This is a genomic window from Acinetobacter sp. XS-4 (genome assembly GCF_023920705.1).
Classification (GTDB): Bacteria; Pseudomonadota; Gammaproteobacteria; order Pseudomonadales; family Moraxellaceae; genus Acinetobacter.
Map to the genome: position 1 here is coordinate 1,972,921 of NZ_CP094657.1, position 13,553 is coordinate 1,986,473.

A 13,553-nucleotide genomic window follows, 5' to 3' on the forward strand; every position below is an offset into this window, starting at 1 on the left:
TTTTATTGATGCGTAGTCACTAAACGTACATATAGCGCAACTACTATACAAATCGAAATTTAAGAACATGGTAGTTAAGTGATGAAAAAAAGTTTATTGGGCGGCCTTATTCTGTCTTTGTGTACAACTCCAGCTTTTGCGTTAAATATTTTATTGGTTAACGATGACGGTCTAACCAGCAATGTCAAAGCGCTTTATGATGAATTAAAAGCAAATGGCCATAGCGTGCTTGTGTCTGTACCTTGTTCACCACAAAGTGGTCGTGGTGGCGCAATCGTGATGTACAGCTCGACAATGATTACCGCGGATAATGATAAGCAAATTGCGGCTGAAAACGGTTGTCACAATGGCGCAGCACCAATTGGCGCACCTGCTGCTGGAACCTTTACCAAAGCGGGTTATACCAATGGTGACTGGAACTACGCGCATGGTACACCAGTCATGGCAACAGTTTATGGACTAGATGTGGTTGCACCAAAACGCTGGGGTAAAGCGCCAGACTTAGTTTTATCTGGCCCGAATGAAGGACAAAATGTCGGAAAAGTCGTTGTACACTCTGGCACGATTGGTAATGTTCAGTTTTCGGCAGGACGTGGCATTCCATCTATTGCATTAAGCGCCGATACAAACACGGTAGATGACAAAACTTTAAACAACCCTAACTCTGCGATTGTGGCAAAACAAACCGTAGTGTTATTAAAAGAATTACAAGCTAAGGCAGGTAAGGGCCAGTTGTTGCCAAAAGGCATCACGCTTAATGTTAATTTTCCTAAAAATTTAACAACCAGCACACCTTTTGCTTTTTCAAAAATTGGGACTTATGACTTATATAAGCTGAAGTTCCAAGTGACAAAAGACAATAAAGGCAACAACCAATTTGGTCTAGGAATAGATGCGGCACCATCGGCTCCAACCGCAGCTCAAATGTCGGATGAAAGCGCCGTAATGCTTAGTAAAATTGCTGTTACCCCAATGCAAGTTGCTTACGACCAGCGACCAGCAGCTCAAGAGTGGCTTAAAATTCGTTTAAAAAGCCTATTTAACAAGTAAGGAGAGAGACCATGAAACGTTGTTTGTTGGTTTTACTTCTTGGGCTTGGATTGGCGGCTTGTAATGACGATGATCATAATGACCAAGTAACTGCTGAAAAACCTGCATTAGCTCCGAGCTTAGATGTCGGTACTTATATTATTAGTACTGAAACTGATGAAGAGTTACCTCTGGCGGGTAAATACTATTCTGGCGCAGATGGTTCTAAATTATTGGTTTTAGATGATGACGAAAATCGTGCAAAAATTGTGATGAGCTATGACGTAAAAACCAAAGCTTGGCAGAGCAATCAGTCTAATCAAGCGATGACCGTTGAATTGGCACATTATGAAAAAATTGATGATCAGAAAATTTTGCTTAATCAATTGGCCGGAACATACGATTTATCTTTCCCTGATGGAACAACGGTAAATGCCGAGGTTAATGCACAAGGCAAAATTGTCTCGAAAGACCCAAATTGTGTGTTTACAGGCGTTATTACTGAAAGCGCTTTAGCGAACACTGCAAATTATCAACTTACCGATAACAAGTGTGATGCGCTAAAAAATAACTCGAAAGGCTATGTTGTGGTAGATGAAGACTTAGAACCTATGAGTTTTAGACTCGTATCTGACACGATTGCATCAAAAGATATTTGGGCATTTGCACAATCTTAAACATAAAAAGACAACGGATTTATTTCGTTGTCTTTTCATTCCAACCTATCTTGCGCCGTTGAAACAATTAACATGGTTTGAAGGTAATAATCTACTCGTGAGTGATTATTGTCCTTATGTGAGTTATGCGCATTAAAGGCTGCATCATGAAGTTTCACGACTCGAGCGATCAGATTCGAACTACAACGAATTAAATATTCTTCGCGTGTTTCACTTTCCCGTTTAGTTAATCCATCAACGGCATCACGGACTTCTTTGCCAAATAAACTTTCGATTTTGTCTAGCGTAAGAGGTGTATCTTCAACGCTATCGTGTAGAAGGGCTGTAATAATATAGACTTCTGAAAATCGATGCTCAATTAATGAATTGACCACACCTTTAATATGGTAATCGAAGTAATCATGAGAACCATACTTTTGACCTTGATGAGATTCTTTTGACAATTTCTCTGCTAATTCAACTTCATTTTGAGTCATTTTTTGCTCTTATCACTTTAAGTATATGACGCGGCCTAATTCTTGAATTTGGTCGCTTAAATACAAGTTTATACTGAATACTCAAATTAGGCATATATAAAAAGCAGCCTCGAAATGAGACTGCTCATTTTTAAGTGAACGATGAATCGGCGTATTATTCATAAGCTTTAAATATTTGATAAAGTGAATGAGCTATTACCGCCAGTTAAAGCGACGTTCGTACCATTGATTAATAGAACAGGTTTATTTCCACCAATATTAGTTACGGCTAGACTACCAAACCACCAATTGTTATGACCAACATAGTGACCTTGAGCGAGATATACGGGAATGGAAGCCGATGAAGTTTGCAAATTAACGCCAAAGTAGAAGTTAAGCTTGCTAGGGGTGTCTCCACTACTTTGACTATCAGCAAACATGTGACTACCTTTTTGTAATAGTTCAACATAACTATTAGCAACCTGCGATGAGCCGCTACGGTTACAGTCTAAAGTGATAGTCCAAACATTTCCTTTTTTAGTAATAGAGGGTGGCGGATCACAGGTTTCGCCGTCTGTATATACAACAGAATTATCAATATATGTGATATTGGTTAATAGCCCAGTATCATCGATAATAACAACAGTGTTTGATGAAGTTGACATGATTAAATCCTCTTAAATTATGTTTTATCCAATCGCTTTATTTTATTGTTTATAAAAGTAATCGCGCTGGATGCTTTGTCTGGTATTTTAAATACCATTGGTTATAAAGCGTTTGAAGTATGATTTATTTATATGCCTTAGGCTTATATTTTGTCTTTATTAAAATACCATTTGAGTTGGGTTGTTAATATAGTGTTTATTAAAAAATAAACCGTTTTTGATACAAATTATATTTTACTGGTATTTTTTCACTATGTTGTTTTTAGATGTGGAAATGGTTTTATTTTTTATCAAGAAAGATAACTTTTAATTGAAATGTGACTAAAATTGATAATTAAAGCACTGATTGAAAATAACTTTATTGTTCTATTTTTACTATAAGTAATTGATATCATTGGTATGGGTATTATATTTTAGCTTGGTTGAATTTATGGCTTTATTGTTAAGTTGTATTAATATTTTAATTTAAATGTGGTTTTTATGGATTTTAATTGGGTAGTGTTATAATAAATATTAATAATTAAAAATAAAAGGTATTTTATTTGAAATAATTATCCTGATGAAAATATTTATAAATATTAGTGCTATGATGGTAACGTCCTTTAATTTTATAAATTATGTCATTAATAGGTGGGGTGTGGTTGTTAATTGCTTAAATAATCTAGAATATTTTTTATTTGTTGATATAGACTCATAAAAGAAAATAGTTGTTTAATATTTAAGCCATACTAGACCTTAAGTTTTAATGATTTTGAACTTTAACTTAATGATATAAAAGTAGGTTGTAAATATTACTTAAGAATTCCCTTAATTATGTAATTAAATGAAAAATAATAACTATTTAAATAATTTCTAGCCAATTTCACATTGACACCTTAAATATTGAAGATTACCATTTGCGGGCTGGCCTACATCGCCAGTCGGTTTTAGCAGACCGTTTTAAGACCGCATCAGGATTATTTCTTCTGAGGAATAGTTTTGTGCGTGCACATCTCGTTCCCTCCCGTTGCGGTAGGACGGGAGTGGGACACCTACGGGTGTGCTGGATGTCTTAACCAGTCTGCTAACCCACTTCCGTTCTGCCACCATAATTCTAATGTCTTGGCAGAACTCCATATATAAGGAGTTGGCTTTGCACATTCATCATTTCTTGGCAGCCTTTGCCAAAAGCTATAACGACACAGCTTAAAACATTTAACGCAGCTTGATCGCCGTAAGGCTTTTTCAGGCTTTAGCTCGTTATTACTTAAAACTTAGACAATTAAACCTTGAGATGTGCTGAGCACAGTCTTTACGGCTTTACTATGCCTTTTTTTTCTCCCAAAGGCAGCGGTTTTTACATCTCATTTATATACAACAATAATTTTTTATAACGGTAAAAATATGCCACATTTAGTTCTCCCAACACGTGCATTAAAAGTCGTAAATAAGGCAATTGAGTTATTTCACTACAACGGATTTCATCTGGTCGGCATCGACAGACTTGTGAAAGAATGTGAAGTTACCAAAGCGACTTTTTATAACTACTTTCACTCAAAAGAACGGTTGATAGAAATCTGCCTGATTGTGCAAAAAGAGCGCTTAAAAGAAAAGGTGGTTTCAGTGGTTGAATACGACCATGACATAAGCGCAATCGATAAACTCAAAAAGCTCTATCTTTTACACACAGACCTAGACGGGCTGTATTACTTATTATTTAAAGCTATTTTTGAAACAAAACTAACCCATCCAAAAGCGTACATAACCGCCGTGCGTTACAGAACATGGCTCATCAATGAAATATATAGCCAGCTTAGAGGGCTTAACCCCGATGTTTCCTTTACCGATGCCAAACTCTTTTTATATATGATCGAAGGCGCCGTTATTCAGCGTTTAAGCTCAAATGAAGTTGATGAGAGGGTGGTTGAGGTGTTTTTGAGGGGGATGGGGTGAAAGATAGGAGAGTTTTTAATATGCGGACATGTCGTCTTAAACCGCTATAAAATTCTGTTGGGTAATTTTATAATACACATCAATAGCGAATTTTAAGCGCCGTGCTAATAAGTAAGGTTCAATAAGTACAGTTGTTTTATTAAACAATAAACATAGAAAATTGAGTATTGGATGCCAAATCAATTTGAAACACATACTTCAGATGTGGGAACTACGATTCATTTAAAAATGAATGGTGAGAATTTAGAAAATTTAATAATTTGGGACCGTGTAATAGTAACTACATATGACATTTTCTTTGTATGTATTGCTTTTGAAGCATATATAGAAAATGAAGGGATTCAAACATTTATTGTACTACTATTATTTTTATTATTTCTTTTCTACAAGCACTATGAATATAGAAAAAATAAACGATGGGCTAAGAATGCCGAGGAAACATTTTTTATTTCCAAAAATAATCTTCGCATTTCTAAAGACTGCCTTGGAAAAAATTTGTTAACAACGGATATTAATACTCAGAAGATTATCGAAATTGTTTACAGACCTTGGAGTGGTGGAGCGTATCCACCTTTTTTGCCAGAGTTCCACAAAGGTACTATTCATTTAATTGGTTATGATGATGGTTGTTCATTTGGTATTAATCTTAACAAAGAAGAAGCAGAGGCATTCATTACCGAATTGCGTTCATTAATTATGCAATACCAAGAACCTCGACATTTTATTTTTGCACCACATATGCATTTGGCAAAAGATTGATTTGAACTAATTGAGAAAAATATGAAAGACATTGAAATTTTAGATATAAATGAAATTGGCGATTATGAAGAAGGCTTATCGCTACTATTAGAAGATTCTGTAAATAACGGAGCATCAATAGGTTTTCTGGCTCCTGTAGAAAAGAACGAAGTCTTAAATTATTGGTGTGAGGTCAACCATAAATTAGCACAAGGTAATAGCCGTCTATGGATTGCTATTCAACAAGGAAAGATTGTAGGTAGTGTTCAATTATCCTTAGCGAGTAAAAAGAACGGTGTTCACAGAGCTGAAGTTGAAAAACTCATGGTTCTGACAACAGCAAGAAAACAAGGAATAGCAACGTTATTACTGAATGAACTAGAAAATTTTTCAAGAGAAAAAGGTCTATGTTTACTTGTATTAGATACGCGTGAAGGTGATGTATCCGAGCTTTTATATAGCAAGATTGGATTTGTTCGTGTAGGTGTAATTCCAAGTTTTGCATTAAGCTCAAATGGGAACTACGACGGCACAGCTATTTATTATAAGAAGCTTGTTTGAAATTAGATTTTAGGGAATTTCGGTATTTTCTTGGCGTATGTACCTAAATTATTAGTTATTCTATATAATCGTTTTATTTTAAATTTAGCTAAAGATGTGTCAGTTATTATTTTTTAGATTACATAGAATAATAAAATTTTATACAGATAAGAACAAAAAATACCATTAGAAATATCTATATTATTAATGTATTAAATAAATTTTTAATTATTGGTTGATATTTGATATTTAAATAACATGAATAAATTTAAACTTGTTGCATATGGTTTTTTGTCTGGATATATATATTGTTTTTTAACCATCACTCTTCAAGCAGTTTTTGCTACTTTAGGATATGATATTTCATTTATTTCTTCTTTAGTTTTTGCTTTACTTCCATATTCTTTTAAATTTTTATGGAGTAGTTTTGCTGATTCGGTTGAAAAGGAAAATATAGAATATTTAATATCATTTTTTGCTCTTTTGATATGTTTGTCATTTGTTGTTTTAATATTTTTTTCAAAGATTAAAATGTTAATTTTTATGTTAATGTTGTTTAATATTGCTTTTCTTGGAGCATGCTTTGATATTTTAACTGATTTAAATTTAATTAAAAATTTTTCAGATGAAAAAAGACCATTCTTTCTTTCATATTATATTGGTGGGTGGAGGCTGTCTTCAATATTCGCAGGTGGTGCAGTTTTATTTATTTTTAATAATTTATTTGATAAAAATATTGATTTTCTATTTTTATTTTCATCATTTATTTTTTTTATATTCTTAAATATATTTAATTTTACAGAAATAAAAAAATTTTTAGAATTTATTTCGAAAAATAAATTATATTTTTTCCTTATAATTCCTTGTACTTGTTTCTTATTTATATTGAAAACTAGTTTTAATAATTTTAAAGAGTCATTAATTATTTTTTTGAATTTGAAAGAATTTTATGTGTATTCTTTATTTTATAAGTTATTTGATTTAACATTATCATCATTTGTCGTTGTATTTTTTATTAAGGAGCTTAAATTATCTATTGAATTTTTTGGAGTAATCAACACAATCGTTCCTCTTTTATCGATTTTAATTCTAAGTCACTTATGGAAATTTACAAGTAAAATTTTTTCACTCAAAAAAATAATGCTTTATTCTTTATTGATTAAATCAATAACTATAATGATTTTTATGCTTCTTAATTTTTTAAGTTTAAATAGTAACTTATTCGTATTAATAGCTTTTATATTAAATGTTTTTTCATCAAGTTTTATTACTTATACTTATTCCAATTATATTATGCAATCTGTTCAAGGAGATAACTCTTCATTTAAATACTCTATATTGTCATCTTTACCTATGCTATTATTAATTGTTTCAGTTCCATTTGCATCTATTTTAATTTCGAAATATAATTGGAGTACATTTTTTATCTTTATATTGTTTCTTCAGATTTTTAGTTATTTGTCAATTAATAACATGGATCTAAAAAAAACTAAATGAAATATTTTATATAAAAATATCATATACATCGTAATTGGAAAACTTATGAATATATTTAACAATGGATACAGAAAACTCATCAAAATTTATTTTATTTTTACTATAAAGATCATAAAAACCATATGGCCCACATAAATGCATAGCTGCTAAAATTCCAGATAAAATACCTTCATCGTAGATTTCAAAAAGTTCATGAAAAGTTGATTCAGGATACTTATTTTCTTTAAAGATCGTTAATAGATCTATTCCCTTAGAAATATTAAAAAGCTTCTTTAGAATTTTTAAGTTATAGTAAAATGCTTTAATTATAATTTTTTCTTGAATTAAAGGGGATTTCAAATCGTCAAAATTATTTAAACCTAGTAAACCTTTAAATTCACCTTCCCATAAATTTACATGTGTCGCTATAATACCCTTATTTAAAAACTCATTGTAAGTATAATATTCAGTAACTCCCGCACTCCAAAACTTGTCATCAATACCACCCATATAATACGAATCTACTAATAAATTTTGTCTTAGCTTTTTACTAGGTATGTAAATTTCTAAGTCATAAAGTAATGCTTCACCAAATTGATATCCAATAAAACCTAAAGCATTTATAGAATGATATTGCATATTTTTTATGCAATCAGGATTGGTAGCATCAAATAAATGAGCTATACCTAAAGTACAAAAGTATTCATATACAGTTAATTTCTTAGAAAGTGGTCTTCCAGTCATATAATTTCTTTTAACAATACCTGGAGACTCAACATCATAATAGTCAATAACTTTATTATTATAGTTATCAATGTACCAGTTAAATTTATTTGGTGATATACCAGATTCTTGCTCTAATAGATCATTTAAAAAGAGAGGAAAAGATTTCATTAAAAGTACTCATGTTTTATGTAAAAATATAATATTTAATTATAAGGAATTTATTCTTTATAATTTAACTATTTTCAATAGTTCCGAAATATTATTGTTGATCCTATTATTATTGATCATAACTAGAGAAGATAATGAGTCTGAAATATTTTTTGTAATACTGTATTCTGAATTATTAGTATACCCTATAATTCCTAAAACTTTAAGACAATTTAAACATATGTCAATACATAATTCTGATATTTGTGGTTTCATAGAAGTGATCTCTAGTTTTTTTGTAAATCCTTCACAATAGTCATTGCTGAATGAAATTAAATTAGTAATTATAGAGTTTTCCATCAAAAGTAAGTCATTATAAATTTCAGCAACTTTAATGCCATTTTCTTCATTAATTTTATAATGCTTTAATGTCTTGTCAAAGGCATTTGAGGCTATTCCTAACCAACATCCACTCCATAATAAATGACTATATGGTAATATAATTTCATTAATTATTTTATTTGAAGAACATAATAATATATCTGACTCATTAAATTCAGTACTTAAATCATATCCATTACTACATGTTCCTCTTAAACCCATTGAATTCCAAAGACTTAATAGTTCTAAAGTATATTTTTCTTTTGTTAAATAAATAAATACTTGCTTATTGTTGTAGTCATTGGCTGTTAATAAAATAGCATCAGCATAATCAGCATAAGAAATAACTGGACATTTTTTATTTAAAAAAAATAAATTATTTTTATTTTTTACAATTTTAGTAATGCTTCTAGAGATATCGCCACCTTTTCCTATTTCAGAAGTAGCAGATGCAATTAAAGACTGTTCTTTAAAAATATTATATAGTAAATTTTCATTACATTTATCGTTAATAATTGCGTATAATTGAGTAATATGCATAGCATATATCATACCAGTTGAAGCACATTCTTTTGATAAAATATAGATAAAATAAAATTGGTCATACAAGTTAAATTGATAAGGGTTATCTTTTAAATTAATTATTGTAGTTAAAAGTTTTTTCTCTTTCAATTTAGAGAAAGTCTGATGTGGAAATATTGATTTTTCATGGACAACTTTACTTTCTGATTTTAATACAGGAATTATTTCTTTATTAATAATTTCTAGTGCTTTCTTAAATGAATATGAAAGATTTTTCTCTATTTTGCTTATATTCATTAATTAGTTTCCTTCTAAATAGGCTATGTGATTTTCTAATTGTTGCTTCAACGCAGGGAATTCTGTAAAAAATCCTTCGTACTTTTTTAATAAAATTTTTGATTCTTTTACTCTTAAATTATTAAATTCTGGAGAAGTCATTCTTATTTTATTATGGTTATGAACTTTAACTTTAGCCTTACCAGATATAAAGTGAGGAATGAAACCTTTGGATAAAAGCCTAATAAAAAAATCTGTATCTTCTACTACCTTAATTTTTTCATCAAAAAAATTTTGTTGTTTATTAATATGTGAAGATCTTACAGTAACACCATGACCTATACCTATACTAAGTAGTTTTTTAAATATATCAATTTTCTTTTTGAAAACTTCAATTCTCTCTGGTGGATCAATATAGCAATTACTATTAATGTATTGGACTGAGCACCAGGTAATTGAAATATTGGGATTTTCAATTAAGGCATTTAATGAATCTTCTAGAAAAGTTTCACAATATTCATCATCATCATCTAAAAAACTTATATACTTCCCTAAAGCTGCTTTAATACCTATATTTCTAGCTGTAGCAGCTCCCAGATTTTCATGATTCTGAATATAATTGATCCTAAAATTGAATCTATTTAATTTTTCGCGATCAATTTTTTCTGTAGAACCATCGTCTACTATTATTACTTCGTAATCTTTGAAAGTCTGTTTTTCAACACTATTAAGACTTCTAATTAATTCATGAGGTCTATTAAATGTTGGAATAACTATTGAGAAAGTTGGACTACTTTTCATTGTTTTTAATCCTGATTCTAGAATAACTTATATTTTAAAATTGATATTTATTAATAAAAAACAATCTGTTTTATAAGATTAATTAACTTCTTGTTAAAGAAAATTGAGAGATTTTTAATATCTTTTTTAGAAGCTGGTTTTAATATTTTGATATATACAATCAATGTAAAATCCTCCAAACTATAGTTTTCATTTTAAATATATGAAATTCTCATTTAAAAAATATTTATATAATAGAAGTTGTAAAATACAAATAGGAACTTGAATCAACTATTTAAATTTCCTACTAGCTCAATAAATTTAAGTTTAATTCTATTAAATACATCATGCTTTGTGCCTGAACCATCAATTCTAATACAGTTGTCATCTGCCAATTGACATAATGCATTATGAAAATTTTGTAGTTCTTCAAGTGGTTCGTAGTCTGTTCCTCTATCATTAACTCTCTTATATGCAATTTCAGGAGGAGTATCTATCCAAAATACGAAGTCATATTTTTTTGCAGACTCATAAACATCAATAATCTTATTGATATCTTTGCAATTATTTGCAACTGCTAGGCCGAGTCGACAAAAGTTTGTACGTGGTTCAATAACATCTATACCAGTATTGATACAAGGTAAAATAGCACTGTAATGATGTCGTACAGCACTAAAGGCTTTAGCTAATTCAAAAGGATATGTTCCAAAATAGCTTCTTGGAAGCATTGAATTTTGTCTGCTTATTGCTGTAGCAAGTTGAGGAACTAAATCATCCTTAGGTTCACAAACATAACATTGCCGTTTTAATGACCTTAAATATTGACCTAACATACCTGCTTGTGTTGATTTCCCTGCACCATCAAGTCCTGTAAACCCTATATATAGTGAGCGATTTGAAAAATCGGTTCTTTTTATTTTCTGTATTTCTTGAACAATACCACTTGTAAGCATTTCAAAACTCCTTATATATTATTTATTGGTCAAAGATAGATATTTAGCTTTTAGCTATATCTAAATTGTTCCAAGAATATAATCTCTATTTAATATTCTGTTAAATTTTATAGAAACTCAATATTTGTGTTAGTAAAAGTTTCTATAAAATTTTTAGTAAAAATTTAATCAATATTAATTATTACTATAATAAACTCGTGTGGATAAGGTGTTTTTACTAAGTAAAGTATCTTGTAAACGCTCTGAATACTTACCATTTATAATGAGACACTCATTAATAAAGCCATGCGCTATCCATTGTGCGAGACAAACATCAATTGAAGTATGTCCTATTTTTACAACATCAGCTGCCGAAGCAGATTCTATTGGTTTTTCTTTTAGTAGGTTTCCAGAAGTATCCTGATCATAAATACCATCTACATCCGTGAGTACAATCAATTTTGGTGCTCCTACTTGCCAAGCAATCCAACCCGCGATTGCATCAGATGTAATATCCCAACTATATTCAACTGGATCTAAAGACATTATAAGTTGTGAGGGTAGAAGAATAGGTGTCTTTAAGTTGTCTAACGCTATTCGGATATCTTTAAAATTTCGACAAGTCAACGATGCCTTTGAGTAATAAGGATCTGAAAGAATTAATCCTATTTGATCTTGAGCTAAGGCACATGCCTCATGAGCTGTTGGCATAGTAAATTTTCTTTTGGCATAAATCTCTTCAATAGATTTATCTGGCGGCCCCCCACCAGGCACAACTAATAATCTAGCCCCATTCTGTGAAGCTTCATTAATTATTTCGAGCAAAGCACCAGCTTCTTCTGGGTCTTTTAAAAGACTTCCACCAAATTTAATGACTAAATCTATATTTAGGTCTAGGTAACCAGAAATATTTTTTTTATTCATATTATCTACTACCACGTATGAACGCTGTGTCAACTAATTGTTTTACTAGTTCATCAAAAGATATACCAGCAGCTCGGGCTGCATCAGGATAAAGACTAGTTGGGGTCATACCCGGTAAAGTATTAGTTTCAAGTAAGTAAATTTCTGAAGAATCTGTAATGATAAAATCTGATCTTGATAGATCTTTACAACCTAGTACTTGATGGGCTTGGATGGCTATCTCTGAGGCGCGTTCATATACATCTTGCGGTAGTTGAGCTGGTACTACATGCTGACTGGCACCCTCAGTATAACGGTGCTCAAAATCATACCATTGACCGAGTGGAGTGATTACTTCAACTATAGGTAAAGCTTTAATTTGTGTATGATCTTCTAAAACTCCTATCGTGATTTCACGACCAATAATTCTTTTTTCCACAACAGCTTCTGCACTATTATCAAAAACTCTCTTGATTGAAGAGGCAATATTTTGACTTCCTTGAGCAAACTCAATCCCTAGAGCAGAGCCTTGATCACAAGGTTTGATTACAACATCATTTCCAACATTTTTTAAAATATTATTAACAACTTCCTCTATTTCTTCATCTCTATTAATGGTAATACCTAATGCACAAGGAAGTTTCGCAGCCGCAAAAATCAACTTTGCTGTAGGTTTGTGAAGGGCACATGCACTAGCTTTAACACCACTGCCAACGTAAGGTAGGCCTAGTATTTCAAGAAAACCTTGAATAGTCCCATCTTCTCCTATAGCTCCATGTAAAACTGGGAATGCAACATCAAAGTTGTCACTAATCAACTTCTTTGGAAGCTCACTATCGAGTTCAAGTACATGAATATCCGCATATGAATTTCTTAAAGCTTTAGCTACAGCGTTAGCTGAACTTCTTGATACTTCAGATTCGGTGGAGAAGCCACCACAAATAATAGCAACTTTTAATTTTTTCGTTGTATTTTCCATAGTTAAATCCTTCTTTAGTTTTAGTTCATAATTTTGGTTCACAAATAAATTACTTTGCTTCAATCTTTATAATCAAAGATGTGATTTAGTATTATTCAGTGAAGAAAAACAATCATTTACCATCTGATTTGTTTACTGAATTGCATAAGTATTCATATATATTCAACAGGTAAAAGCAGCTATTTGTTTTTTGCTTGCTTTAGTATATTAATAATTGATGTTTGAAAAAAATTAAATTTAGTTTTGTTAGTCTTTTGTATATATCATTGAGCTTGTGGTTAATTATAATTCACATTATTTATATATATATTGCTAGAAATTTGTGTTTTTTATGTATTGGTTAAATTTAATTATTTTTAATATAAAACAAATATTTATATATAATTTTTGGTATA

At 30.7% G+C, this 13,553-nt stretch carries 14 protein-coding genes; 6 read left to right on the plus strand and 8 right to left on the minus strand.

Annotated features, from left to right (window positions below):
- Positions 1–78 precede the first annotated feature (78 nt).
- On the plus strand, positions 79–1,050 hold the full coding sequence (locus MMY79_RS09240; protein ID WP_252613254.1) for a 5'/3'-nucleotidase SurE: 972 nt from the start codon (positions 79–81) through the stop codon (positions 1,048–1,050).
- A gap of 11 nt (positions 1,051–1,061) precedes the next feature.
- Positions 1,062–1,706, plus strand: coding sequence for a hypothetical protein (locus tag MMY79_RS09245; protein WP_252613255.1), 645 nt, complete (start codon positions 1,062–1,064; stop codon positions 1,704–1,706).
- Between the two features lie 35 nt (positions 1,707–1,741).
- On the opposite strand, the gene MMY79_RS09250 is transcribed toward MMY79_RS09245, so the two are convergent.
- Both MMY79_RS09250 and MMY79_RS09255 read right to left on the minus strand, forming a co-directional pair.
- A complete protein-coding gene (locus MMY79_RS09250) occupies positions 1,742–2,182 on the minus strand; it encodes an HD domain-containing protein (RefSeq protein ID WP_252613256.1) in 441 nt (146 codons plus the stop codon).
- A 167-nt stretch (positions 2,183–2,349) separates the two neighbouring features.
- A complete protein-coding gene (locus MMY79_RS09255; RefSeq protein WP_252613257.1) occupies positions 2,350–2,826 on the minus strand; it encodes a hypothetical protein in 477 nt (158 codons plus the stop codon).
- Positions 2,827–4,209: 1,383 nt separating this feature from the next.
- On the opposite strand from MMY79_RS09255, the gene MMY79_RS09260 reads away from it, so the two are divergent.
- The 4 genes from MMY79_RS09260 (at position 4,210) to MMY79_RS09275 (ending at position 7,533) form a co-directional block, all read left to right on the plus strand.
- Positions 4,210–4,758, plus strand: a complete 549-nt coding sequence (locus tag MMY79_RS09260; RefSeq protein WP_252613258.1) for a TetR/AcrR family transcriptional regulator — start codon at positions 4,210–4,212, stop codon at positions 4,756–4,758.
- 171 nt (positions 4,759–4,929) lie between these two features.
- Positions 4,930–5,517: a hypothetical protein gene (locus MMY79_RS09265; protein ID WP_252613259.1), complete on the plus strand. Its 588-nt coding sequence runs from the start codon at positions 4,930–4,932 to the stop codon at positions 5,515–5,517.
- 21 nt (positions 5,518–5,538) lie between these two features.
- The gene (locus MMY79_RS09270) at positions 5,539–6,057 is read left to right on the plus strand and encodes a GNAT family N-acetyltransferase (protein WP_252613260.1); all 519 of its coding nucleotides are present in this window, start codon (positions 5,539–5,541) and stop codon (positions 6,055–6,057) included.
- 237 nt (positions 6,058–6,294) lie between these two features.
- Positions 6,295–7,533 carry a hypothetical protein gene (locus MMY79_RS09275; protein ID WP_252613262.1) on the plus strand — a complete coding sequence of 413 codons (1,239 nt, stop codon included), beginning with the start codon at positions 6,295–6,297 and terminating at the stop codon, positions 7,531–7,533.
- Between the two features lie 6 nt (positions 7,534–7,539).
- Here the strand turns inward: MMY79_RS09275 and MMY79_RS09280 are convergent, their stop codons facing one another.
- From MMY79_RS09280 to MMY79_RS09305, 6 genes are all read right to left on the minus strand, one after another.
- A complete protein-coding gene (locus MMY79_RS09280; protein ID WP_252613264.1) occupies positions 7,540–8,406 on the minus strand; it encodes a hypothetical protein in 867 nt (288 codons plus the stop codon).
- Positions 8,407–8,463: 57 nt separating this feature from the next.
- Complete coding sequence (locus tag MMY79_RS09285; protein WP_252613265.1) at positions 8,464–9,585, minus strand: acyl-CoA dehydrogenase family protein; 1,122 nt, start codon at positions 9,583–9,585, stop codon at positions 8,464–8,466.
- Between the two features lie 3 nt (positions 9,586–9,588).
- Positions 9,589–10,365: a glycosyltransferase family 2 protein gene (locus tag MMY79_RS09290; protein WP_252613266.1), complete on the minus strand. Its 777-nt coding sequence runs from the start codon at positions 10,363–10,365 to the stop codon at positions 9,589–9,591.
- A gap of 266 nt (positions 10,366–10,631) precedes the next feature.
- Positions 10,632–11,297, minus strand: coding sequence for a hypothetical protein (locus tag MMY79_RS09295; RefSeq protein ID WP_252613267.1), 666 nt, complete (start codon positions 11,295–11,297; stop codon positions 10,632–10,634).
- Positions 11,298–11,471: 174 nt separating this feature from the next.
- Positions 11,472–12,200 (minus strand): hypothetical protein, encoded by a 729-nt coding sequence (locus MMY79_RS09300; RefSeq protein ID WP_252613268.1) that lies wholly within the window; start codon positions 12,198–12,200, stop codon positions 11,472–11,474.
- Position 12,201: 1 nt separating this feature from the next.
- Entirely contained in the window at positions 12,202–13,158 is a 957-nt protein-coding gene (locus MMY79_RS09305) for a D-alanine--D-alanine ligase (RefSeq protein ID WP_252613269.1), read from the minus strand.
- Positions 13,159–13,553: the final 395 nt, after the last annotated feature.

Bases quoted from the DNA above. Each gene is read 5' to 3' on its own strand.
- MMY79_RS09245 (WP_252613255.1), top strand. From the start codon at position 1,062: ATGAAACGTTGTTTGTTGGTTTTACTTCTTGGGCTTGGATTGGCGGCT.
- MMY79_RS09250 (WP_252613256.1), bottom strand. From the start codon at position 2,182: ATGACTCAAAATGAAGTTGAATTAGCAGAGAAATTGTCAAAAGAATCT.
- MMY79_RS09255 (WP_252613257.1), bottom strand. From the start codon at position 2,826: ATGTCAACTTCATCAAACACTGTTGTTATTATCGATGATACTGGGCTA.
- MMY79_RS09260 (WP_252613258.1), top strand. From the start codon at position 4,210: ATGCCACATTTAGTTCTCCCAACACGTGCATTAAAAGTCGTAAATAAG.
- MMY79_RS09265 (WP_252613259.1), top strand. From the start codon at position 4,930: ATGCCAAATCAATTTGAAACACATACTTCAGATGTGGGAACTACGATT.
- MMY79_RS09270 (WP_252613260.1), top strand. From the start codon at position 5,539: ATGAAAGACATTGAAATTTTAGATATAAATGAAATTGGCGATTATGAA.
- MMY79_RS09275 (WP_252613262.1), top strand. From the start codon at position 6,295: ATGAATAAATTTAAACTTGTTGCATATGGTTTTTTGTCTGGATATATA.
- MMY79_RS09280 (WP_252613264.1), bottom strand. From the start codon at position 8,406: ATGAAATCTTTTCCTCTCTTTTTAAATGATCTATTAGAGCAAGAATCT.
- MMY79_RS09285 (WP_252613265.1), bottom strand. From the start codon at position 9,585: ATGAATATAAGCAAAATAGAGAAAAATCTTTCATATTCATTTAAGAAA.
- MMY79_RS09290 (WP_252613266.1), bottom strand. From the start codon at position 10,365: ATGAAAAGTAGTCCAACTTTCTCAATAGTTATTCCAACATTTAATAGA.
- MMY79_RS09295 (WP_252613267.1), bottom strand. From the start codon at position 11,297: ATGCTTACAAGTGGTATTGTTCAAGAAATACAGAAAATAAAAAGAACC.
- MMY79_RS09300 (WP_252613268.1), bottom strand. From the start codon at position 12,200: ATGAATAAAAAAAATATTTCTGGTTACCTAGACCTAAATATAGATTTA.
- MMY79_RS09305 (WP_252613269.1), bottom strand. From the start codon at position 13,158: ATGGAAAATACAACGAAAAAATTAAAAGTTGCTATTATTTGTGGTGGC.